The organism is Mesomycoplasma dispar (genome assembly GCF_000941075.1).
Classification (GTDB): Bacteria; Bacillota_I; Bacilli_A; order Mycoplasmatales; family Metamycoplasmataceae; genus Mesomycoplasma; species Mesomycoplasma dispar.
The window spans coordinates 762,310-788,160 of the sequence record NZ_CP007229.1; the positions used below are offsets into that span (position 1 = coordinate 762,310).

Here is a 25,851-nt window from a genome sequence, read left to right on the forward strand (position 1 = left end):
GAAATTTCATTATTTTGTTGTTTTAAAGTTCTAAATTAGTAAGTTATTCGATCTCAAGCATTTTCATTTGAAACTCACGGCACAAAATAAGGGTTTTTGGCATCAACGGCAAGATCTTCATAATTTTCAACTGGAAGAATATATTTATATTTTTTCTTAAAATTTTTTTGAATGTAATGTCGATGTTCTGAAAAAAAACTAATTCCTTTTGTTTTATGAAAAAAAACGTTTTTGGTTATATCGGTTGGTAAATAAGGAAAAACAATTATTCCAACAAAATTAAGATTTACTCCTGTAGATGGTAGTTCATTTTCAGCCCAAGATAGAGGTGATAAGTTGATCTTCATTTCTTTAGTCTTTAAATCCAAATCACGATCAAAATGCAAAGGATTTCCGTTATGATTTCCAAACAAATAAAATTTTCCAGATGGTTCAAGAAAAACTGCATAAGCAATAGTAGGCATTATTTCCTTAATCTTTCTAGGAGTTCCTGGAATGTGAAAATTAACAGTAAAGATTTTACTACTTGGATCATAAGAAGTTGATTTAATACCGAATGGTTCGCGTGATTTTCCCCTTCTTGTTAGAAGATCATTTAGTCAATCTCGAATTAATCGGTTACCACCACCATATCTAACTCTAATTTGCTCGGCAAAATTATCAACAGCACCTATAGGTTTTACATTTGAACTATTTGACAAAGTTTTAATTGGACTTGTAGGTCCTAAAAAAAAATTATTGGCATAATCGTAGTTTCAAAGATTAGAATTGCTACTTTGAATTTTTTGGAATAAAGAATCTTGAAAACTATCAACAATTAGATGACCCTGCCCTTTTTGACTACTATATTGCCTAATTTTGGACGTATGCCAAACATTACCGCTTGAATTCGCTCAAAAATTGCCCCAATAAGGATCTTCTTTATCAACTATCGGCGATGACATAAACGATAATGTTACGTTTTTTGACAAAGTAGGGACTAACGGTTTATAATAATCACTCATATCAATGTTAGAGGGGTTATTAGAAGAAATAGAGGGGTTTAAAATTTTTGGGAAAATTGTGAATATTTTTGACTCAAATGCGCTTGGTTCTAGAAAATAATAAGTTATAATTAAACCAATCTTAACTGTATTATTTTTTCTTTCTACCATAGCTAGACGTAAAGTATAGTTTTTTTGTTGGGATGTATTTAAAATTAAAGGACCTTGTGATGATACTGATTTAGGTATTTTATTAAGCAATTCTATATAGGTTTGGTGTGGATTTTCGGTCAAAGTATTGAACGGGTTAGTTAAATTATATCTGTATGCATTGACATCAAAATCTAAATTAGGTAGGGTATTGCGACTAAAAGGATTTTTTGTAATATTTCATTTATTAGATGGTTCTGAAATATCACCAACATCATTTGTAGTATCAACTTTAAATTTTGATTCGTAAGGATTTTTAATTTCTTCTTCAATCATAGCAGGGGCTTGGGAAGTAAGATCAGTTCAAACAGATAAATCATCAATTTTTGTATTAGCTTTTGGAAAACCCCCATCAAAGTTAAATAATAAGTTTTTTGGATCATCGAATTCCATTTCAATATACGCACCCATTGCATTAAGTGGTTTAATTACTGATTTTTTAAGTAAAATTCTATTTGTATATTTAGCAAAATCAAGTAATTCAATTTTCTGCATTTTTGAAATTTCTGATTCAGATAAATTTAATTTGTTATTTGGGTTATCTGTCTGATTTACATTCAAATTATTTATGAATTTGCCATAAACAGAGTTTTTACGATCTTTATTATTTTTAAAATATTTATACTGGATCGCAACACGCATTTTGTAAAATTTTAGTCAAGAAGCATTGCCTTTCAACGTAAAAGCAAAATAGCGAATATTTTTTTCTTTTATTTGTTTATTATGCTCGTTTAATTTTTTATCATATTTACTATATGAATCTAAACTTTGAATTCGTTGTTTTTCCTTTTCAATTTCAACTTTCTGTTCTTCTATTGCCCTAGTAATTGTGCTATTTTCAATATTTAACTCATCTCTAAATTGTTGATTATTAGTTGTTTTCGATAGTTTTGAAAGTCTTTCAGTCCTTTCATTAATAATTTTACTTTTATTTTTAATTTGTTCATTTATAACATTTAAACGTTCATCAAGTTTTTTTTGCTCTACTAATATTCGTTGTAATTCGGGATCCTCCACATAATCAAACGGAGGTTTTTGTAATTCCCTTGGATTAGTTAATGCAATTATATTATTTTCAGTTTGAACTTCATATTTAGCAACATTTTCCCATTGATCTATATTATTATTGCTGTTATTTCCTTCTAAAATTATTTTTCAATCTTTCATTGAGGTTTCATCAATTGCGTTATAAGGATCTTCGAATTTGAAATAAATTTGCTGCTCAAAACCGTCTTCTTTTCCTGTTTTATTTGTAAAGTTAGAGATTTTAACCTCTTTAAGAATTGGTTGTGATAATTGGGTTGTAAATTGGAGATTTTTTGTATCCCTTCTAGTTTTGTCAAGGTTAAGTGTTATTGGATTATTAATATCTTTTGTTGAGATTTCGCTAATTCTATATGTCGTCGATGGAAATAGAAATGAATCATTAACTTCATCCGTTACTTTTTTATCAAGCGAAGCGATTAGAGTTTTTTTAGAAGGATCTGATTTTACATCAAATTCATATACTTTTTCTTGTCCGTTAATACTAGAATTCCCTATATCTGTTCCATCGGGATTTAAAGGTTTTAATTTAACTTGAATTTTTTTATCAGCAAGAGATCACATCGAAATTGGATCAAGGTTTAAGTTTAAATTTTCATTTGCATATTCTTGTTGTCTTAATGAATTAGAGTTATGTGGGTTTTGTGTAAATATTATTTTTTCAGGAGATAAATCAGTGAAAGTAGTTTTAAAGATTTTACTATCCAAATTTTTATTTAAGGGTTCGAGTGCACTTCCGTGTTGTGCAAAAGTTTTTAGTTTATAGTCTAATTCGCCAAACGGAATTTCTAAATCTTGACCTTTTAATTTCAAAATTTTATACTCAAGATTAGGAATTAAGTCTTCAAGATTATATTCTAATTCAAATTTTAATTGATCATTTTCACTTTTAAATGTTGAAATTTTTGAAATTTGCAATAACTTAATCGGTATTTTCCCGTTTGTATTAGAATTCGGATCAGGTTGAATTGATAGGACAACAGGATTTTCGACTAATTTATTAAAATTTTCACGGTGGCCTTTTAATTTGATAATTAGTTTCGCACTTGTATCTTTTAAGTCAGTAACAATAACATCTTCAATTACAGGTGGAATTACAATATCAGATTTAATTTTTGGTGCGTATTCTAAATTATATTGATTTTCTGGTATTTCAATTAAAATATCCTGTGGTTGTTTATTTTTAAGATTAATATCTTTTCTTGTGTCTTTTAGTTCGAAACCTAAAGAAATTTTGCTTCCAGGTTGGATTTTATTATTCGTATCTTTATTTAAATCAATTTCAACATTATATGGTGTTGCTGGCACTTGATCATTTTTGGTTACTTTAACACCTTCAATTTTAGCTAACTCTGTATTTTTATTATTTTTGTCTTTAATTGAAATATTTACATTAGCTTCGTTTAGTCATTCGTCATCTTTATCGAAGAAGACATTAATTTTTCCAAACACTTTTGATCCATCTTGTGGTTCAGTAGCACTTTCATTATTTCCTGTTCTTAACCCTTCCACTTTTAAATCGGCAATATAAATTTTTTGTGTTACCGGAGTAAATTCGTCTTTTTGAGTAGACTGAATAACTTTTCCTCTTAAACTTTCAAATTCAATTCCACCAATTTCAAGTTTTTTAATTTCATAAGTTAGGAAGCGATCAAGATTTTCTAATTTGAAAGTAAGTTTCCCTTGATTGGTAGGATTATATTCAGACTCAGATGTAAAACTAATTTCTTCAGAAGAAGAAGAAGAAGAACTAGCTTTTTTAGCGACTGTAATAGTTGCGAATTTTTTCGGAATTTGTAAAAATTTATCATTAAATTTAAATTCTAAAGTTGCTGATCTTCCATCAGCATTTTTATCGGGGTTTTGAATGAAATTAGTCTCTTCTTGATAATCAAATTTAGCTTTAGTTTCAAAAAAGGCATCTTTTTGATCAGGTTTAAAATTAACAACCTCAGCAGATTCAACTTTTTTAACTTCCATTTGCCCATCTCCGAGATTGGTAGGAGTTACGGTATTTTGTTGATTAACAGTGTCGATTTTTAATTTATTATTTTTTTGTTCAGGCGAATTTGCTTGACCTTGGCTAGCGCTTGTTTCAGGTTCTTTAATTGTAAATTTAGTAATTCTATAGACGGTATTTTCTTTGATTTCAAGGCTTGAATTTTGTTGATCTTTATTAGAATTTTTATCAATTCTTACCTTTGTAAGCGAACCTTCAGGCACAAAAGTATATTTAAGAGTTTGCACTTGTGTTTGTTGTTGTAAAGCCGAATTTGGTTCAGAAGCAATCTCCAATTCAATTTTATGTTTGTTTCGTCAAAGATATTCATCTTTTTCATCAAATTGGAAATAAACAGTTGCGGCATCATCTTCGTAAGCACCAATTTGCGAAAAATTGGTTAGTCAAGCTTTTTTCCCTGGTGTAGTAAATTCAGTTTTTTCTACCCGAGGGGTTTTATATTCTGATTGATCAATTTTTTGATTTTTATAAACAAAATGTTCAATTTCATAAAGCGAAGCTTTGTTTAGATTAGTTTCAAAAGTAACAACGTAAAAATGGGATTTTCCATTATTTTCATTAATTTTTTTAATCGAAGTTGCTTTTGTAATTGTTTCGTATTTTTTCAGTGTTTTATTATAAAGTTGAACTTTGAAGTGGTTTTTGTCTTGATCTTGTAGCTCATCTGATGAAATAAAATAGGCATAAATTTTGGTATCAATCCCCGAAGATTTATCTTTTTCTTCAGTATAAATTAGCTGATCATATAATGAAATTGGGATTGTTTCAATTGTTTTTTTGGATTCTTCAAATGTTTGTTGCCCCTGAGTTTGAGGAGTTGAACTTTTGGCTTCAAATTTAGCTTCTTTAGTAAATCCAGCGTTAAACTCGATTAAATCTTGATCTTGAACTGAACGTTTTTTTCGACCACCTGAAGATGCATCTGGTTTTTGAATAAGTTCAACTTTTTCAATTTTATATTTAAAGCCTTCAAAAAGTTTTTCAGCATCGATACTTCTTCTCCCGTTATTTATTTGATTTTCTGGTGTTATTCCTAGATTTGATTGCAACGTATTCGTGGTCTCAACAACCTTTACAGTATCAGGTGCAGTTGGAAGTATTAGGTTTTTTTGTTGTGTTGTTTGCTCATATCGATCATCAAGAACAACATTAACTGAACCATCAGAGTTAATTACTCCTTCAACTGTCGAGGTTGGGATTGAATTATTTGCCTCATCCTGTCTTTTATAGGAGATTTTAACTTTATACCCTTCAAGATATTTAGTTACTTGATCATCTAATTGCAATTTAACATTAGCAGTTTTATTTGTTTTATTATAAGTTGATTTAATATCAACAACAGCAAAACTTTCCGGCGTTGTCCGAAAAAGTCGGTCTTGATAAGAAACTTGATCCTCGTCAAAGTTAATTGTTTGGACAGTTTGCCCTTGATTTTCGTAAGTAATTGAAACTAATTGGTAGTAATTGAGAGCTTTTAAATTTGTTGCGCTGAAAGTATATTCAGAAGTTGAAGAATTCAGTGCCGGAATACCTGTTAAATTAGCTTCATGTTCTTGTCCGTCACTAATATCAATATACTTTAGTTTCATTTTCGCTAATGCGGCGCCTTCTAAAAGTTTTGTTGAACTTAAGGTGATTTTAATTTCACCGTTTGTTCCTGCTAAATTTACTTTTTCCACTTTTGTTATATAAGCAGCAGTGTCAAAAGTTTTAGTAAGACTTTGAGTGCCTGGTCCAACACTTTGCAGCGGTTCAGTTCTTAGATTTACAGCAGCAAAATTATTCTGTCCTGTCTGAGTTTGCACAGTTTGAAATTGATTTGCCACATTTTCAACTTGATTTTCAGCATCACCTTCGGCAAATAAACTAACAACATCGCGGCGGCTACGAATTCTTGTTGCTTGAATTCCAGCACTTGTTGATAAAACCTGAACTTGATCACTTCCAGTGATTTTATTTAACGGAAAATTTTTGACAATTTCTTGGTTAGAATTGGTTTCAGGTTCAAATTCTAACTTCGAAATTTCAAATCTTGTCCCTTGCGGAACTTTAGTTTTAACATTTTCCTTATTTATATTAAAGACGGCAAGTCCGTCATTTTGAACAACGGCTTCGGCGGTTAGTTCTGGATCATCGGGTTCTTGACTTCCTAACTTTTTAAAGTTAATTTTAACTTTATTTCCCACTAAAAACCAGTTTTTATTAACATCGAAAACCATTCTAACAACGGCACCGTGTTTTTTAAACTCGGTTTGGTTAATAAATTCGGGTAAAACTTCTTTGGCGGTCGTATGAAATTGCTTTTGTTCTTCGGTTAGACTATTTAAAAACCCAACTGGAACGCCGTTGATGAAAATATCAACAAGATTATAAATTGTATATTTTTCCAGATTTTCGAAGCTAAACTTAGCGGTTGCGGTACTTTGGCCTTCATCGTAAGTGATAGTTGCCCCTGTTTCGGCAATTGCCCCAGTTCTATTTGATTTAATAATAAGACGAACTTGACTTTGTTGGCCGTTTTTGGTTTTTCCTGTTCCATAATCAGCAAAAAATTTCTTTGGATCTTTAATTTTAAGTTCAATTCCAGCACTAGTATCAGATAGATTTGTATTTGCAATTTGAACATTTTGCGGTTTTTTTAGAATCAACCCCGAGTCAATTTTAACTTCGGAAATTAAAGATTTTGTGGCAAAATCTTTTTTCCCTTTATTTTCAACTTCAGTTTGATCAAATTTAACTGTTACATTTTGAATTGGTTCTGGCGCTTGTCTGCGAATTCGAGTCAACGATCTTGTACTTCTAACAGGTGTACTTTTTTTCGTTAATTTTAAATCTTTAATTTCATAACCAGTTGCTTCTTGAAGCCCTTCAATTGTAAAAGTTGCTTGATTATTCGAAATGTCTACCTTCGATGATTTTCTAACTTCTTGACTTCCTTTTAAAACATATTCTAATTCCGCCTCAAAACGATTATTTAGCGCGTTATCCTCGAGTGAGTCAAAAAAAGTTGTTAGTAAAACGCTTGTCGAAGAAATATCGGTATAACTTATATCTTTGACCGTAATTGAATCAAGTTGGGTGGTAAATGATTTTTTACTTTCATCATTTTGAATCGTCGATGAAAACGGAATTGAATAAATTCCGTTTGATCTTACAACTTGAATTGAACTAATTTCGTATTTTGTAAGTTTGTCTAAATCGTTTCGAAATTCAAAAGTTGCGCTTGCGCTGGTTTGTTTGTTTCCTACAGTCGATTCTTCAGCTTGAATATTTGCCGAAGTTAGTACAAGTTTTCCAGTCGCTTTATTTATTAAAGTGATTGTAGCAACTTGATCTTTTTTTAGTTTAAGAATTTCGTTATTTGAATTTGAAAAAGTTACTTTAATTGTGGCAGAACGTTGTTTGTCTTGTTGAGCAGCGCCAGCAGCATTTGGATTAATTTCTACATCAGAAACAACGACATCGGTGGCAAATTTTAGGGTTTTTTGTTTTGAAGCATCGTTAATTTCACCAATTTGACGATGTTGTCCAACTGAATCTGCCGTGCTAAATTCGTTGACAATTTCGAATTTAGGTCCGGTTTCCTTGTTATCTTCATTAGTTTGAATTGCACCCTTGTCAAGTTTTAATGACTTAATTTTATAATCAGAACCTTCTTTTAGTCCTGAAAAGTCAAGATTTGCAACTAATCTTCCGTCCTGTAAGCGTGTAATTTTCACTCTTTTTTTCATTTCAGGAGCAGAATTTTCTACCGCTCCTTGAACCTGAACAAATTGCGCAACAGGATCGCTGTCCTCGCCAATCTCAACCTCAATTTCTTTTTCTGCTAAATAACTATCGCGAATTGGATCGAAATAAATTTGAGCCTTAACAGAATTTTGCTTAATTTCTGAAAAAACAAGATTTTTAACTTCAATTTTATCAACGTTAACGGTGAAATCTTTCTTACCTTCAGTGAAAGTATCTTTATTGTATCAAATTTCTGAATCAGCTTTAGAATAATCATTGACTGAAACAAGTTCATATTTTACATTTCGATCAAGATTAGAAAATGTAAATTCAGCAGAAATTGTGCCATCTTTTTCTTGAGCTTGGCCATTTGCAGTGACAATAGCTTCTGTTTTTGTATTTTTTAATAATAATGTAAGGTTTTGATTATTCACTCCACCGTTGCCGTTGTTTTTAACAAGAACTTTTTCGGCATCGTTAAAAGTAAGTTTCACTTTTACAGTTTCATCTTTGTTTTCACTAACACTAAATTCTTTTAATTCTGGAGCGGAATAGATTTTCTGGTCATCTTTTTTTGGATCTGCAAGATCTGGTTCGTAATTCTCAGCTTTTTTAATCTCAAACCCTACTGAAGTTTGAATATTTTTATCTTTTGTCAGATCAGAAATTTTACTAATTTCATATTCAGTTCCAGGCTCAACATTTTCAGTAAAATCCAATTTTAACACTAAATTTTGATCAACATTTGCTTTTGCTGTTATAACTTTATCACTACTTTTTTTATTTCTTAAACTAACCTGAATTTCATCGCCTTCTAAAAACCGATCTTTGATCGGATCAAAAGACAATTCAAGTCCAATTTTATTGTGTTTTTTCTCTGTTTGAACAACTTTTTCCACCGTTGCCGTTGTTGCGACAGTGTTAAAATTACGTTGCTCGGAGTTTTCCTGTTTCAAATTTTCAGCAAATTGAATTTTCTGTGAATCGACCAAAATTTCAGTAATTGTGTGATGAGTCAATTTGGAAAGTTCTTTAAGATTAAATGTCGCAGAATTGCTGTTGTCTTTAAATTCTATTTTCGCCGTCGCGCTTGCTATACCACCGGTTGCGTTGTTTTTAACGAAAATTACCGCGGTTTTCTGGGTAGAATTTGTTCTTTCTTTGAATTTTGGATCCTTTGTGGTAAAATTTACCGTCACACTAGCCGCATCCTGTTGAGGATTTGTTTGAACTGATGCAATGTCGGTTGTCGTATAAACATAAGGCGCTTTGTCTTCGGCAGTTTCGAATTTTTGTCGTTGGGAGTTTGTTGTTTCTGAAACTAAATATTCGAAATTAAGGTTATTTAGTCCGTCTGCATTTTGTCCAGGTGCTGGTTCTAGACCGGCAAAAGTGTATTTTTGCCCTGGTTTTAATCCGGTTAGACTAACTTTAATTTGATTATTTTCAACTTTCTGGTAACTTTCAGTGTTATTGTTAGCCTCGTTTGGATAAGAAACAGTTTTTCCATCTTCGTCTTTGAATTTGACTTTAAATTTATAACCATTTAAATAACTATTGAAAGTTGGATCAAAATAAATTGTTGCTATCGCTGAATTTTCAGTAATTGAGTCAAAATTTGACCCGAAAATCTTAACTTTTTGATATTCAGTTGTAAATTTTGCGTTTAATTCTAAAATTCCTGAAGAGCTAAAAAATTCAGTTTGTTCAGGAATTTCAAGATCGGCTACTTGGTATTCAGTTTTTGGATCTAGATTGTCTAATTTAAAGTAAAGAATTAATTTATTGTCCTTAATTTCATAGTTTTTTTGATCTGTGGTGCCAGCTCCTGCAGTTAGTGAACTATCCAAATTTACACTTATTGATTTTGAAAGATTAGCAAAACCAGGTTGTCCAAAAACTAATTTAGGACTAAATTGATTTTTAATTCCACTTTTGGTAATATTTTTAAAATCACCTTGAATTTCAACGATTGCTTTTGCGCTTGTTTCGGTAATATTTTCAAATTCGATTTTATTAACGTGAAACTTAATAAAAAATTCATCGTATTTTAGTTTTTGTGCTGATTCTTTGCTTTCATCAAATTCGATTTTAACCGCTAATTCAGGATGGTTTTCAATTTCAATTTTATCAAGTTTATAAACCGAAGAAACTTCAAAATCACTTAGTTCAAATTTTATCTCTGAACCTTGAGCACGCGCAACTTTGGACTTATAAAGTTTTCCTGGTTCATCTTTTTTATAATAATATAAATAGAGGTTTTTATCATTTAGGTATGAAGATTCTAGCAAAAATCCGAAAGTATATTCAACTTTTGTTGGATAAATTTTTGGTTCTAACTTAATAAAAGTTTTCAAATCGGAAATTTTGGTGACAAAATTCCGCTTTGGTGAGCTAATTTCTAAATCATTTTCCCAACTAACATTGCGATAATCAAAGCCGTCGTGATTGGTTGCAAAAACCGAATTGGGAATTTGTGAGGCAAAAATTAACTTATCAAGGGCATATTTTGTTGCATTTACAAGCCCTTTTGGCTGCAGTTTGATTTTATAAACATTATTTTTATCAGTTTTTGAAAAAGTTGCTGATGCAGGAACAATTGAGCTGTCATCAAGATATAAAAGTGCCTTTTTATCAGTTAAGTCATCAGCAGAAGCCACACTAAGTTCGACATCGGCAAAAGTTGCCCCAACTGCAATTTTTGAGTCAATAATTGCTGCTGGAGTGTAGAAATTTTTCGAAAAAGTGTTACTAAATTCGATTGTTGATGACTCAAGGTTGAAACTTTCAATTTGATAAGTAGAACCTGGATCTAATTTATCAAGGTCAAAACTGGCTAAATTAGCACTAAAAAACGATTTACTTGAAAATTTTTGCCCAGTTTCAACATTTTTATAATTCAATGTGATTGGTTTGTTCTGAATAATTGCAGTATTATCGAAATTCGCGAAATTAACAGTAAGTCTTTTTTGCGAATATGATAAATTTTGGTCAACTAAAGTTGTTGCAATTAAACGGAATTTTGCCGTTTTTGTCTCAAAAAGACCCTTTTTTGACTTATCTTTTTCAAAGTCAATCTTTGGATCTAGCGGAATTTTCTGCATCGGCTGCAACGGAATTTCGCTACGATTTTCGCTATCAACATAACGAATTGCGCTGATTTTATAATCAAGTCCAGGGTGTAAATTATTTAGACTAAACTCGGCGGCACCGTTTTTAACAGTGGCAGAATCAACATAAGAAGTATGAATTTCTTGGGCATTATTGATTTTATTTTCGAGATTATCTTCTTGATTTTTAAGGACAAAATAATACTCAAGGGCGACTTTTTTCCCTTCTAAATTCGCGGCTTCATCGGCAAATTTAACCGAAACTGATGCTGTAGAAGGTGTTTTTGACTGAAAATTAATCGTGCTAACCGCAGGCGGAGTATCAACAAAATTGGCAACATTTTGTCCAAAACCAATTACTTTTTTTGCCGCAAAACGTTTTTGCTTTTTGTCATCAAGGTAAACTTTTAAATAATAACGTTTCCCGAAACTAAGGCCAGTATAATTTGAATTTATTTTTCAAGAACGCGAAAATTCATCGTAGTTTGCGATGTGCGAAACAACAACGTTTTTTCCTTCCTGGTCGTTTGTCAGATCGACATTTAGATCTTGGTAATTTAACTTATAGGCATCAAGATCGCTTAATGCAAATTCAATTTCGTAACTTGCATTGTTATGATTAACGTGTTTGAAATCAACAATGTTATACTGGAGCGTGTTTCAGGACTTTAGCAGAAAAGGTAGAAGACCGAATGAGCCAATTGAAAGCCCGCCGAATGCTAAAAGTGATAGTGCTAATGCACGTTTTTTAGATTTTTCCCACCTTTTTTTTTTTTTTTTAGTGGTGCTATTGTCAGTCATTTCTTCTCCTTTATTTTATCTAAAGTAAAAATTTTTGTTCTTAAAATAAGTTAATTTTTCTTTTTTTAATAGATAAAAAATCAATGGATTTTAGTAAAACTAACACCATTGATTTTCTCAGAGATAGTATTTTTTTCTAAAACTAAAAATATAGCAACTAATATTGACTAATTTTTAATTCGATAACCAAATTATACTACATTTAAAATTTTTTAGATTTTTTTTTTTTTTTAAAAAAAAGTTTGCCTAAATACCTATTTAATTAAACAGTTTTTACGCTAAAAAATGATTTTTTAGCTACTAAAAAGTTTAACAAGCGTTATTATAACCCAAAAAATTCGGCTAAAAATTCGGCTTTTTACTTTTACCATTATAGTGATAATCTAAGGAAAAATTAACATCGCTTTCTGAGACATCGTTTGAAAACAATTTAGCATATTTTATATGCATTCTGGCAGAATTTTCGCCTTCTTCGTTTCTAAAATGATTTTTAGCAAAACTGTGGTTTTGAACACTTAAGTCTGTTATTTTCTGCTTTGCTTTTTTCTTGTAAATATTCATTTTTAAGCCGTTTTTGTTTAAAATTTTGCGAATTATAGCTCTGTTTAATTTAGTGCTATTCTCAATTTCAAGCCTTTTTTGTATTTTGGTAATGCTGCCTTTATCTTTTAGACTATGAAAAATTTCAAGCACTTTGTCTTCAATGCCAATGTCATAATTTAATTTTGCTTCTTTCTTTTCGGAAAGCAAGCCCTAGGTTTTTGGGACTAAAATCTTAATTTTAAAATTTTTGTCAATATTAGCGCTTTTTAGTTTTTTCACTAGCTTTTTCCACTGTTTTTCTTTAGGAATACCGAAAATTCCAAAAATAAACTCTCAAATTCGCGGTATCCCATTTTCCTGATACCGATATTTCCGCTGTTTTTTGCCTTTGACATTCTATCTTTGCAAGTTCTTTTTAGGTTTTTCGAATCTGGCGCGGCATTGCTGTTGTAAATCATATAGAAATTATACATTTTTCGTTTGTATTTTATATATAAATAAAAAATTATGAAAAATTCTTTACCTTCTTGAACCAAATTTAACTTACGCTAATTTTCAAAAAGTTTTTTTAAGAATTTTAGTTGTTTCAACTAAATTAAAACACAAAAACTGGATAAAGATCGAATTTAAAAAAGAATTTTTCTGGATTAAATTACAAGCAAAAATTAAAACTGAAAGATTGAAAAAATTCGATGTTTTAATCAAGAACTTGCAAAAAATAAAAAACTCGCAAGTTTAAATTAAAACTTGCGAGTTTTGCTTCATACCGGCGCACCAGTTGCTAGAATTATTATGAGATGGGAATTAAACCAATATTTCAAAAAATAATATTATATTAATTTGTATAAATTTTTGAAATCTCATAATACATATGAAATCGTTTTAAATTATAGCATAAAAAAACAGATTTTTTAAAAAAAGAAAAAAATTTTTGTATTAATGTTAATATTTGTTTGAAGGTGTAAAAATTGTTCGCAAAAGTTATTGTTCTAAATTTAATTTTCTCAATAAAAATATTAATTTAAAATAATAAAAATGCAAAAGAAACACAAGAAAAAGAAGGAAAATGGCAGGTTTTTGCTAGTTTCACTTTTTTCGTCTAGTCTAATTATAAGTCCTTTTTTCTTATTGACTGCAAATAATAAAACATATCAAAAATTTTTCAGAAAAAAATATAATAAAAGAGCAAAATACTGAAATTATCAATTTTAATTTTCACGAAAACGATATTTTAGTCGGTTTCAATAAAAAAGTACATAATTTGCATCTTAACAAAATTTTTGATAATCAAAAATCAGAAATTATCACCAAAGTTTCTGATGCCTTTAGTATAAAAACTGAAGTAAAGAAAAAAACTAAAATCAAACCAGGGTTTTTAAAACCCGGTCCAATTCAGTGAAATTACAAATCTGATCCTAAAAAGCCAAGTTATAATTACATTTACGAACGGATTGTAAATCCGGGAAAATACTGAAATCGGATCACCGGAAATCCGGCTCAAATTGTCCAGAATGTGCGAATTGGCTATTGAAATTTAGCAAATTTTACACAACAAACAAATTTTATAGCATCGCAAAAACAATTTTGGACACAAAATCATCACTTATGGCATTATCGGAAAATTTTGGCGATGGAAGTAATTTAGATTCTAGCAAAATTTTAGAAAATCTAAATTTAGATAGTAAAAATTCTGAAACTGAATGGGTGCAAGTTAGTTCCAAAAATGGAAAAAATCAGGAAAATGAAACGAAAAAGTATAGTTTTTTCTATAAAAAAAATGAATTAACCCTTTCTGGAAACCATATTAGCAAACCTGATTCTAACCCATTTTTAGTATCAGATCAGCAAATCAATAACACTTTTCCAATTGCACTTGGTTTTAAAGCGCTTAATAACAACAAAGAATTTCTAGTTATTATGGGTGATTTTGCACAAAAAATTCAAGAAAAAGCGCAAGAACCAGAAGAACAAACTGATCAAAATAGAAAAAACTTAAAGGAAAATGACTCAGAAACTAACAAGGAAAAAATTTATCATCCATTTTTATTTAGCGATGAAGAAAAACCTGTTATAAAACAGGAACAAAATTCAAAACCAACCAAAAAATTATCAGAAATTATTGAAGAATTTAAGAAAAAATCGGGAATTTCTGAAGTAATTTTCCTAACTTCAACTAACCAAGATAGAAAAATTGGCACCGGTTTAGGTAAGGAAAATTATGATGCTTTAATTAATAGTTCAAATTCAGTAACAAACGCTTTAATAACTGATACTAAAAATTTAGTTAAAAAAATCGAGACAAATAATTCAAGATTAAATTCACCTTTAGTCGTCGATGTTTCTACCGGTCTTTATTTCGAAGATCAAACTATTATTGAGATTGAAGGTAAAAAACTAGAAAAATTAAGACTTGAAAAAATTCCTAAGCAACAAAAAGATGAAATTTCTGAAGATAACGATAAACCAGAGAGTGTTCCTGAAGTTCACAACAAAAACGATAATGATATTAACCAAGATCAGGATAAGATTGAGAAAAAACAAGATGAAGATATCCCTAATGAAAATAAAGATCAAAAACCTAATAAAAATGGGCAAGAATTAGACAAGGAAAAAGATCAAAAACCGAAGGAAAATGAAAAAAAACCAACTGAAAATGATAGACAAAAACTGCCTGAAAAATCAGAACCAGTATCAAATTTAGTCCGTTTTGGTTTTTGAAATATTGATAAATATGGATTTTCTAAATCAAGAGCAAACAAAGAGTCTCGTGAAATTTCTAACGAAGAAGCGAAGGATGATTCTGGTCTTGAATTAATTTTTGAAGTGTTAAAACAAATGAATACTTCGGTTATTGGTCTCGTTTTGAAAGATGTAAGTAAGAAAAATATCGATGATTCAGTTAAAAAAATAGTACAAAAATTAGATGAAATTAAAAATAAAACAGAGAATAAGGAAACTGCCAAAACTCCGCTCTCATCTGGTATAGATTCTGAAAATTTAAGAAGAACATATACGAGTCAAGCAAAATGGCAATATCAAATTTATGATGAAGATGAAGCAAAAACCAATCAAGCACAAGATAATTCAAGTCAATCTGATAACCAATCTAGCAGAAGCGTTTCTAAAAGAGGTGGGAGAAAAAAAACAAGAACTGGTAGGCGAAAATTTCTTTTCTTGTATGATTCATCAATTTGGAAAATAATTAACAAACAAGCAAACGAACAACTTGATAAACAAAATCCATTCATAACATCAAAAGAAAAAATTGGCAATACTGAGAGAACCTGAAGAAATCCACCAGTAGGAATTACGTTAGAATTACTGGAAAACCGCAAAAATAAAGAAAAAGCACTAAAAAATAGTAATGACAATCAAGTTACATTTGTTTTAGGAAGTTTTGATAGCGAAGGAAAAGGCGCCGATGAAAAACAAGTTGGAGATACTAAATCAAAAAGATTAACTTCATCATCTAAAACAAGAAGTAAAGGAAAATCTCGTTCAAGACAAAACTCTAGATATAAAAACACAAATTTGGACAACGAAGTTCAAAGTCAAGAATCTGCTGCTACAAGTAGATTAAAAAATACACATAATTCAGCAGATCTCTCCATTGTTAAAGATGAACCAGATTTTTCCAAATTTAGCGGGCAGGGGGCACAAGAATTAACCGAAGCACAGAACCTTGGCGCAACTCTGGATGAAATTAAAAAAAATACTTCAACAAAAAACTTGCTTTTTGCTGGAACTACAAATATTAAAAAAAGGGATTATGCAGAAATTTTTGAGAATCTACTAAAATCATATTCGCAATTAATGCCAACTAACAAACCAACAAAAATTCATAAAAACAATGGTTATGTCGACCCAATGAATAGTATGTTTTATAAAGGAGAATGAGGTCAACCAAAAATTGCTAAACGAATTGATTGGTACGGACTTGATGGTTACAAAAAAGGCGATTCACCAAAAGGCCCACAAAATTCGGAGTCTTTAAAAGCAGCCTTTGAAAAATATGTTACTGAAAAAACAGGGACTAAAAAATCTAAAAAGCAAGATGAATCACCAAATTGAGAACCACAAGAAAGTCTATCAAAACATGCGCCAATTGTAGTTGAAATCGATTTTGAAAGCAAATTTGATAGTAAAAAATTGAAAGAAGAATTAGATAAGGAAGAAAAGGAATAACCTTTAACAAATTAAGTATAACAAACCCGGACTACCTTATTTTAGAATTTTAAGTTCAAATGTACTCGTATTTGATAGTATTTTTAGCTTTTATTTAACAAATTCTAATTTTTCCAAAATTTCATCAAGATTAATTTCGCTAGTTGAATTAAGTCAAAAATCAGCTTGTTCAAATTCGATAAATTTGTCTTCTGAAATAACAATTGAGTGCATTTTTGCTGCTTTTATTGCTAGAAATCCTGAAAGCGAGTCCTCGAAAGCAAGACAATTTTGAGGACTAATTTTTAGACCCTCTGCCGCTAAAAGAAAAATATCGGGAAAAGGTTTTGGTTTTCTAATTTCGCTAGGGTTCGCGATATTATCAAAAAAGCTATAAATTCCAAGTTTTTTTAAAATTAAAGGTCCGTTTAAACTACTTGAAGCGAGTCCGATTTTTAAATTTTTAGCCTTTGCTCTTGTAAGTAAGTCGAAAATCCCGGGAAGTAGAAAGTTTTTATCAATTGTTTCTAAAAGTTTTAAATAAATCTGATTTTTTTCAAAACAAACAGTTTCAATTTTTTCATTTGTTCAACTGATTTTTTTAAGATTTAAAATTGCAACTAGCGTATCTTTACGTGAAAGTCCTTTGAATTTAGCGTTTTCTGCATTAGTAAAATCGATTTTATAATTAGAAAGCGCTTCTTTTCAAGCATAAAAATGCAATTGGGCTGTATCTGTAATTATCCCGTCAAGGTCAAAAATTAATGCTTTAATTTTCATAGTTATTTTCAAAAAAGTGAATAGTTTCGATTAGTTCTTCTTTTTGATTAATCCAAATTTTTACCGGTTTTTGGTTTAAATTTTCAATCCGAAAGCCTGTCTGATCAATTCGCATTTGTAATTTTGCACCCTGGTAGACAAAATTATAAATAAGTGAATTTCACTGTTTTGGCAATTGCGGGCTTAAATGAATTTGGTGATTTGAATAACGAAGACCACCAAAGCCAAAAACCACCATTTGCCAAATTGCTGCAAGTGATCCAGCATGAATTCCGGCATCAGAACTTTTCATATTATGACCTAAGTCGATATTAATTCCGTATTGAAAAAGTTGGTAAGCTTTTTCAATTTTACCTAATCTAACCGCCTCAATTGCGTAAGTTGCTGCTGAAAGTGAAGAGTCATGAGTGGTAATTTCTTCATAAAAATCAAAGTTTTTGGCTCTTATTTCTTTTGAGTATAACTCGGGAAATAAATAATTTAAAAGCACCACATCCGCTTGTTTTACTAATTGTGAACTAAGAATTTCTTGCCCTTTTGTGGTTGAAAATAATTTTTTGCCAGCATCGCCTAGCATTTTAAACTCAGAAATATCGTTGCGCTTGAGTTCTAGAAACGAATCGTTTTCAGCAATAATTAAATCTTGATTAGGTTCTTGTTGGATTAAATTTTGAAAAATTTTATTGATTTTTTCAAAATCAATAAAATAAGGGATTTTTGCTAAAACAGTCTTTAAAATAGGACTATTTTTAATTTTTTGATAGTAAAATATTGCCAGTTCAAGGTTATATTTTGCCATCCTGTTTATATAAGCAGAATTGTTAATATTACCTTTGTATTCATTCGGTCCCATTACATCGTTAATTGCAAATTTACCATTTTTTCCAATTTCAGCACGATTTGCATAAAATCAGGCAGTATCAAAAATGATTTCATAACCGTATTTATCCATAAATTCTTGATCTTTAGTTAGGATAAAATATTGTTGAATTGCATAGGCGATATCGGCTGAAACATGAATTTCTTGACGCGCAGAAGCGATTGGAACTTGTTTTCCGGAGATAATATCAACCTGACCTCAAAAAGGACAAACCTCGCCGTGATCCGGAAGCGCCATTTCCCAAGGAAATTGCGCACCTTCAAGATTTGATTCCTCTTTACGAATTTTTTCTGAAGCCGCTTTTTCGCGAGCACCTTTTAGTCCTTTATAACGATAAATTAAGAGATTTTTTACAATTTCTGGCTCTGTAAAGAGAAAATTAGGGTTAATAAAAAATTCACTATCTCAATAAGTATGACCTTGATAGCCTTCGCCAGTTAAACCTTTTGCCCCAGCGTTAATTGTTGTTGAATTTCGACGGATAAGTCCGTTTAGATGGTAGAGTCCAAAATCAAGTGCAAGCTGATCAAAAGGTGAATTTGAATCAATTTTTACAAGAAATTTATTCCATAATTTCTCTGTAAGTGCTTTTTGGGATTCCAAAAAAGCACTTACAAAATCAAGATTTAATAGTGATTCTAACATTTTATTAGCGTTTTGTCGCACAGTTAAATCGCTAAGCAAATTCTCAGAATCATCAATTGTGCTATGAACTGACATTAGTTTTCTAAGTCTAATTTTTGTTCCCTTTTTGTATTTGCCTTTAATACGGAAAAGGATAACTCTCCTTGATACATCAACTTGATAGTTATCGTTTCCAGGGCTAATTTTTTGCCCGTCAACCTCGAGATCACTAACAAGATTATGAACAATTAGAAATTGTGAATTGGTTGATTTTTGCTGTAATTGCAAGGCGTTTTCGTAAGGACGAAACTTTTCGCCTTCGGCAAAATGTTGTGTTCCACTATTGGTAATTTGGGCATTAATTTGCGGTCTGATTTCAATTTCGACATAGTCTTTGTCAGTGTCGATAATTTCAAGATTAATTTCTTGGCCATATAAATTTAATTCAGAGTGGGACACAAAACGAAAAGTGTCGATTTTTATAGTGTTTTTTTGGCGACTGACCTTGACTGAACGACTTAAACTGCCGTTTTTAATATCAAAAACTTTTTGATATTCATCCTCAGAACTAAGCATTAACGGCTGACCGTTAATAAAAATTGGTGTTGTAATTGAATCGGCTAAATTACAAATTTCATAGACTTCGTTTTCAACATCCTTATTAAAAACACCACTGACAAAAAAACCTGGTTTATTATAGGAATCTAGTTCTTCGTCACTACTTCGGAGACCCAAATAACCGTTTGTAAGGGCGAAAATTGACTCAGTTTTTCCAACAAAACGACGATCAAAACCGTTTTGAATAATTAATTTTTTCTGATAATCATAATTGATAAATTTTTTTGAATTCATTCTATTCCTTAACTAAAATCGATTCAAAAGGCCGAAAAATTGTAGTTGGTTTTTTTAGATCCTGGTATGAAGATAGTATTAAATCACCACTGATTTTGCCGTTAAATTCTAGTTCATTTTTTGTAAAATTCAAGTAAAAAATTACCTTTTCACCTTTAAATTCACGACTAATTTGGCAAATTCCGCCATCAAGAATTTCCAATTTTGCACTGCCATCAACTAGAAAATCTCGCAACTGATTTTTATAAAGTTCAATTAACTTTTTATAAAAATTGAGAATTGAATTAGGATCTGAAATTTGACTTTCAACATTCATTTTTGGATCATCTAGGCCAAAATTAATTCAAGGTTTTTTTTGCGAAAAACCTTTAAATTCCGATGAGTTTCACTGCATTGGGCCTCTTCCAGCATCGCGGCTGTTAATATTGGCATAGATCATCATTTCTGATTCAGAATAAATTTTTTCTTTATCAACGAGCGAATCAAAAGCGTTTTTCATATCAATGTCGATAAAATCAGCACGTTTTTCAAAGTAGGAATTGCTAAGTCCGATTTCCTCGCCGTAGTAAATTATTGGGATTCCGCGCATTGAAAACAGTAAAAAAGCTAATGTTTTTGCTGATTCCTGCCAAAAAAACGGATAATTTCCCCAACGTGAAATTGCTCTTGAAGTATCATGATTTGAAAGAAAATTACTTGTAAGACTAACAGGAATTTCTGGATTATGTTGAAAAGGAATTTGTGCTTTAAGAAAATCCTTATAGTCTCAATTTGCATTAAATCCGTTTCTGCCAGTTTTATTTGACCAACCGATTCATCATCAGGAAAAATTGAAAAAATTATTTGCAAGCGGTTTTGAACCTGTGCCGTATTTAATTAGTTCTTCAACATTAATTCCGCTCGCCTCACCGAAAGTATAAGCATCGGGTTTGTTTGCAAAAGCGAGTTGATTGAATTTTTCAAGATAGTCACTTGCACCCTGACATCACGAAAAATAAGGATTTTTTTCAACATCATCAAAAGTTTTTGCTACGTGTTTAATTGCATCAAGACGAAAACCGCGCACGCCAAGATCGTATCAAAAATCGATAATATCGACAAAAGCGGATTGAGTATCTGGATGAGCCCAGTTTAGATCAACTTGATCTTTGGAAAAAAGGTGGAAATAGTATTTTTGCACATCAGGTTGTCATTCTCAGGCTGAACCACCAAAAATTGAACTTGCTTTTGCTTCTTCAGGGCTCAATTTTTCTCGTCAAATGAAGTAATTATGTTCTTTATTCTCAACAGATTCAATCGCTTTTTGAAACCAGGAATGCTGCGATGAAACGTGGTTTAAAACGACATCAATTATTAAATCTATCCGTAATTCACGGGCTTTTTTTGCTAGTTTCTTAAAATCTTCTAAACTACCAAATTTGGACCAAACTGATTTATAATCAAGAACATCATAACCAGCATCGACAAAATTAGTTTCATAAATTGGTGTGAGTCAAATTGCATCAATTCCTAGACTATGAAGATAGTCGAGTTTGTGGTAAATTCCTAAAATATCACCGTTTCCATCGTTATTAGAGTCAAAAAAAGAGCGGACGAAAATTTGGTATACCACTTTATTTTTTAAATTTTTAATCATTATATAGTAGAAATTAATCCTTTTTCATTAATAGAATTGATTGGTGTTTCTGAATTAAATTAAAGACAACTTTGATTTTTGAACTAAAGAGAATTTCAAAATCACCAAAATTATATTCGTATGAATTACTTGAAAAATTATGGATGACTTTAATAATTTTATTTTCACAAGTGATAGTGAAAATAACTAAACCTTTATCTTTTTCAACAGATTTAAATTTTAAAGACTTATTAATTTCCTTGTTGGTTGGTAAACGGAAAAATGGAGTATTTTGGCGAAATTCGTTAATTTTTACGAAAAAATCAAAGATTTTTTCCTTAATTTCGGTAATTTTGAGAAGACCAAAATTAAGTCCGTTTGTAAAATCGGTGGTTTTATACGAATTAAAGTCAAAATATTTCGCCGCCAGAAACGGAAAAGGTGGTTTTTTTGTGTTCAAATTCGGATGGCAACTTTGGTAACTACCACCAGAAAAATCGCAATTTTTTGAAAAAGCAAATTCAGTTCCAGCGCTAAAAAGAACTTTTCCCTGCACAAAACTAACTAACATTAATGCCTGACGGTAAGTTTCGATAAACTCTTTTCTAGCAATTCTTGTCGCCGATGTAAGAATTTTATCTGCTAGCGTCGGACCATCGTGGCAAGTTAAATAGGCAAGATTTAAACTAATATCGTTTGCAAAAAGATCGTAACGTTTTTTTGAGTGAAAGAAATTTTTGAAATTAAAATCGGTAATATTCCCAGGGATCGAAGAAACATAAGCGGCTAATTTTCCGCCAGTTTTTGAAAGAATAAGTCCTTTTTCGCTAGGTGAGTCGCTACCACGAACCGCATTTCTAATTGTATCGTTGAAATATCCAAAATTAAAATCATTACCAGTTTTTCCTTTTTCTAGTCGACTTCGGTTAGGTAAGTCGCTAAAATTTCAAGCCTCACCGTATAAAAGAATGTTTGGATTAAGTTTTTTTAGTTCATCACTAATAACTTCAAGTGCTTTTTTATCTAAAAATGAGGCAAGATCAAAACGGAATCCATCAACTTTATAATAGTCAACAAAAAACATTAGCGAATCTAAAATCAAGCGGAATGCCATTGGTTTTTGCGAGTCAATTGGCGGAAATTCAACTGGAAAAACAACTGCTTCATCACGATAAAAATAACCACGGGCAACATCTTCAAAAATTGAATTTTTAAAAGTGTGGTTAAAAACAACATCAACTACAACACCGATGTTGTTTTTATGAGCTTGATCAACAAACTTTTTAAATTCAGCAATTCTTAAATATGGATCAGTAGGATCGGTTGAATAACTTGAATTAACAGAGAAAAAGCCAATTGGGTCATAACCCCAATTATAAGGTGTAAAATAACCTTTTCCTTGCCCTTTGTGGATGATTGGCACGTTTTTTTGACTAAAAGTATAACAAGAGTGGATTGGTAATAACTGTAAAAAATTAAGATTTAACTCTTTTAGATAACCGAAAATATTATTTTCTAACGCACCAATAAAAGTTCCTTTATTCGTTACTTCATCAACAACCGAACTAAAATCACGGATGTGTAATTCGTAAATTTGGGCATCAATTTTCGGATCTTTACCTAATAAATCAAGGCTAGAAGGAGTTTTTCCAGCATCAGGGGAAAAAATATCGACTAAATATGCCTTTGGACTTTGATTTTTCGTTCAATCAAAAGGTGCAATACTAAAAGCGTAAGGATCAAGTGCTTCAGTTATTTTTAAATCGTGATGTTCAATTAGCAAATTATACGAATACCCGTGAAACGAACTGTCAATCTGGCAAAATCAAACATCGTTAATTTTTGACATTATTATGATTTCTTCCGGAATTTTGTCTTCAGGATCTTTATAAATTGCAAAGTGAACGCGAGTCGCATCTGGGGATCAAAGGTAAAATTCAAAAATGTTTGATTTATAAATTAGACCTAGAGGTCCTCAATACGATTCGCCGCGAAAATTCTTACGAAATAAATTAGTATCATAATTAAAAAACATATTTACTATAAACCTAAAAAATGTTAAAATTCACACAAATATTAGTTATAATGCCTATGTTAGGGAACTAATTGAGTTTGTTTTTTTAAATAGAATTTGAAAAAACAAAAAGTTGAACTTTTAATTTAGTTTGAAACTACAAAGTTTTATTATATCACAAAATTACAAAAATGCTCTTTGAAAGTTTTTATTTTGTTTAAAATAAAAAAGTGGTATAATAATTTCAAATATCACAATTTTTTTGTATTTAGAACAAAAAGTTGTCATTTCGACAACTTTTTGTTTATTGTTTTATTTATTAGATAGGGTTAAAAGGAGCAAATTTGGATTTAATTGAACAATTAAAAAATGAATTTAAACAGATTTTATCGATTAATTTTGTTCAAGAAAATGGTTTAAATTATTTGAGAATCGTCACCGACTATCGCTCGCTTAAGGAAGTTGAAAAAATTTCTATTGAGATTTCTGATTTTATTGATAAAATTGAAACTAATGAAAAAAACTTTATTTTAGAGGTACTTTCAAGAGGACAGGAATTCCAAAATGACTAAAAAAAAAAGAAATGAAAACCCAAAAATCAACCCAAAAGATAGTATAAAATTAATAGTTCAATCAATTAAAGAGGTTGCTAAAAACAGCGAGTTAACATTAGAAACTGTTATCGAAATTTTTCGACAAGCAATTGAATTTGTCATAAATAAAAAAATTGACCCTGATGCACAAATTCAAATCGAAGCCGATATTGAAAAGTCTATCTTTAAAGTTTACAACACAAACGGTATTGTTGTTGAAGATTCTTATTTTGAAGAACTTACCAATGAAGAAAAAGTTAGTGAAGCTGTTTCATTTATTTTACTTTCAAATGCAAAAGAAGTTAACCCTAACGTTCAAGTTGATGATATTTTCACAATTGAGATCAATCTTGAGACTTTTGAACAATGACTTTTTACCGCAATTATGCATTCTTTCAAACAGAAAATTTCTGAACTTGTTCGCAACAATATTTACGACAAATATTTAGCACTTAAAAATCAAGTAGTTTTAGCAACGATTACTAACAAAATTTCTGCAGGTTATATTTTCGAAATCGATGATGACAAAGTCGCTGCTTTTATGCCAAGTCATTACGCAATTGGGCATAATAATATGAAAATCGGCACTAAACACGAAGTTGTAATTGAAAATGTTACTAAAAATATTCGACAATCACAAGTAATTGTTTCTTCAAAATCAGTTCAACTAGTTAAGAAAAAAATAATCGATGCAATTCCTGAATTACAGTCGAATTTTCTAGAAATAACTTCAATTGCGCGTGTACCTGGCGAAAAATGCAAAGTTGCCGTTCGTAAAACTGATGACTCTGAGGCAAGTGATATTTCCGAAATTGGTTCGATTGTTGGTGAGACTGGCTCAAGAGTTTTTGCAATTTCCCAAGAATTAGATGGCGAAAAAATCGAAGTTATTAAACACGATGACAATATCATCCAATTTATCGTCAATGCGATGGCACCAGCAAGAGTTATTTGCGTTAAAGAATTTAGAATAAACCATAAATTACGGCGTTTTACGGTAGTAGTTCCTGATTTTCAACATAGTTTAGCAATCGGAAAAAATGGTTCAAATGTTAAACTAGCAGCGGATTTAACCCGTTCATTATTACAAATTCTTCCTTATTCAGCGATTCTAAAAGATGAAAATTTCCAAATTGAATGAAACGGAAACATTAAAGACCAGCAAGAATTAACTGAAATTAAAAATGAATATATGCAACGTCAGCAAAATCGCATCTATCAAAGTCAAAGAAATTATTATAGTCATAATTCTGATAGTTTTGACTCAATTCTCCAAGAATTTGAATCTGATATTCGCGAACTCGAAAAACCTTATGGCGTTGAAAGAGAATTTATTCCAAGAAATCAACAAAAATCACAAAGAACCGAAAAACCTGAACGTTCAGAACAGCGTGAAGTAGCACAAACTAGAAAAAACCCTTCACCTTCTTCTAGTAAATCACGTTTTGCTGCTAAAAATTTAGCAAAACGTGATAATAATTCAGGATATTATAACAATAATTACAACTCTGATTCTGAAGATGGTTCTAATTCTTACCAAAATGTTAGTCAAAAAGCGTTTTTCGACGCTGATTCGCTTTTTAATTCAGCCCTAAATGAAGCAATTAACGAAAACGAATTAATTGATAAAAAACATAAAGAAGAGGAAGAAAGTAAAAAACAAGAACAACATAGAGAGCATCAAAATAACAATTTCCAAGCAAATTCTAGTCGAAATTACCAAGGAAATAGACCGCCAAAAACTAGTCCTAACTTTGATCCTGACAAAAAAGAAGAAGCATACATCCAAAATGAAAGACAAATTCGAAATTTCAAATCCGATGATGATCTTGTAAAATACACAGGAGTTGGTGATATTGATATTGACGACTTTGATTTTTAGGAAAAAA

General features: G+C 30.7%; 10 protein-coding genes. 4 read left to right on the forward strand and 6 right to left on the reverse strand.

Annotation, left to right across the window (positions count from 1 at the left end; genetic code table 4):
• Positions 1-35: 35 nt before the first annotated feature.
• A complete protein-coding gene (locus MDIS_RS02710) occupies positions 36-11,897 on the reverse strand; it encodes a fibronectin type III domain-containing protein (RefSeq protein ID WP_044635531.1) in 11,862 nt (3,953 codons plus the stop codon).
• Between the two features lie 342 nt (positions 11,898-12,239).
• Positions 12,240-12,647 carry a hypothetical protein gene (locus tag MDIS_RS02715; protein WP_044635532.1) on the reverse strand — a complete coding sequence of 136 codons (408 nt, stop codon included), beginning with the start codon at positions 12,645-12,647 and terminating at the stop codon, positions 12,240-12,242.
• Between the two features lie 1,054 nt (positions 12,648-13,701).
• Between MDIS_RS02715 and MDIS_RS02725 the strand changes: the two genes are divergently transcribed.
• Both MDIS_RS02725 and MDIS_RS02730 read left to right on the forward strand, forming a co-directional pair.
• On the forward strand, positions 13,702-14,085 hold the full coding sequence (locus MDIS_RS02725; RefSeq protein ID WP_044635534.1) for a hypothetical protein: 384 nt from the start codon (positions 13,702-13,704) through the stop codon (positions 14,083-14,085).
• Positions 14,046-16,625, forward strand: coding sequence for an exonuclease/endonuclease/phosphatase family protein (locus MDIS_RS02730; protein ID WP_044635535.1), 2,580 nt, complete (start codon positions 14,046-14,048; stop codon positions 16,623-16,625). Before MDIS_RS02725 ends, MDIS_RS02730 begins: the two co-directional genes overlap by 40 nt.
• Before the next feature lie 90 nt (positions 16,626-16,715).
• Here the strand turns inward: MDIS_RS02730 and pgmB are convergent, their stop codons facing one another.
• From pgmB to MDIS_RS02750, 4 genes are read right to left on the reverse strand one after another with little or no spacing between them, the layout of a single operon-like run.
• Positions 16,716-17,384: a beta-phosphoglucomutase gene (pgmB, locus tag MDIS_RS02735; RefSeq protein ID WP_044635536.1), complete on the reverse strand. Its 669-nt coding sequence runs from the start codon at positions 17,382-17,384 to the stop codon at positions 16,716-16,718.
• Complete coding sequence (locus MDIS_RS02740) at positions 17,374-19,740, reverse strand: glycosyl hydrolase family 65 protein (protein ID WP_044635537.1); 2,367 nt, start codon at positions 19,738-19,740, stop codon at positions 17,374-17,376. Before MDIS_RS02740 ends, pgmB begins: the two co-directional genes overlap by 11 nt.
• Before the next feature lies 1 nt (position 19,741).
• On the reverse strand, positions 19,742-21,376 hold the full coding sequence (locus MDIS_RS02745; protein WP_044635538.1) for an alpha-amylase family glycosyl hydrolase: 1,635 nt from the start codon (positions 21,374-21,376) through the stop codon (positions 19,742-19,744).
• A gap of 13 nt (positions 21,377-21,389) precedes the next feature.
• A complete protein-coding gene (locus MDIS_RS02750; protein WP_044635539.1) occupies positions 21,390-23,390 on the reverse strand; it encodes an alpha-amylase family glycosyl hydrolase in 2,001 nt (666 codons plus the stop codon).
• 323 nt (positions 23,391-23,713) lie between these two features.
• Here MDIS_RS02750 and MDIS_RS02755 point away from each other — a divergent pair, with 323 nt between their 5' ends.
• Positions 23,714-23,941, forward strand: a complete 228-nt coding sequence (locus MDIS_RS02755; protein ID WP_044635540.1) for an LSm family protein — start codon at positions 23,714-23,716, stop codon at positions 23,939-23,941.
• The gene (gene nusA, locus MDIS_RS02760; RefSeq protein WP_044635541.1) at positions 23,934-25,844 is read left to right on the forward strand and encodes a transcription termination/antitermination protein NusA; all 1,911 of its coding nucleotides are present in this window, start codon (positions 23,934-23,936) and stop codon (positions 25,842-25,844) included. Before MDIS_RS02755 ends, nusA begins: the two co-directional genes overlap by 8 nt.
• Positions 25,845-25,851 lie beyond the last annotated feature (7 nt).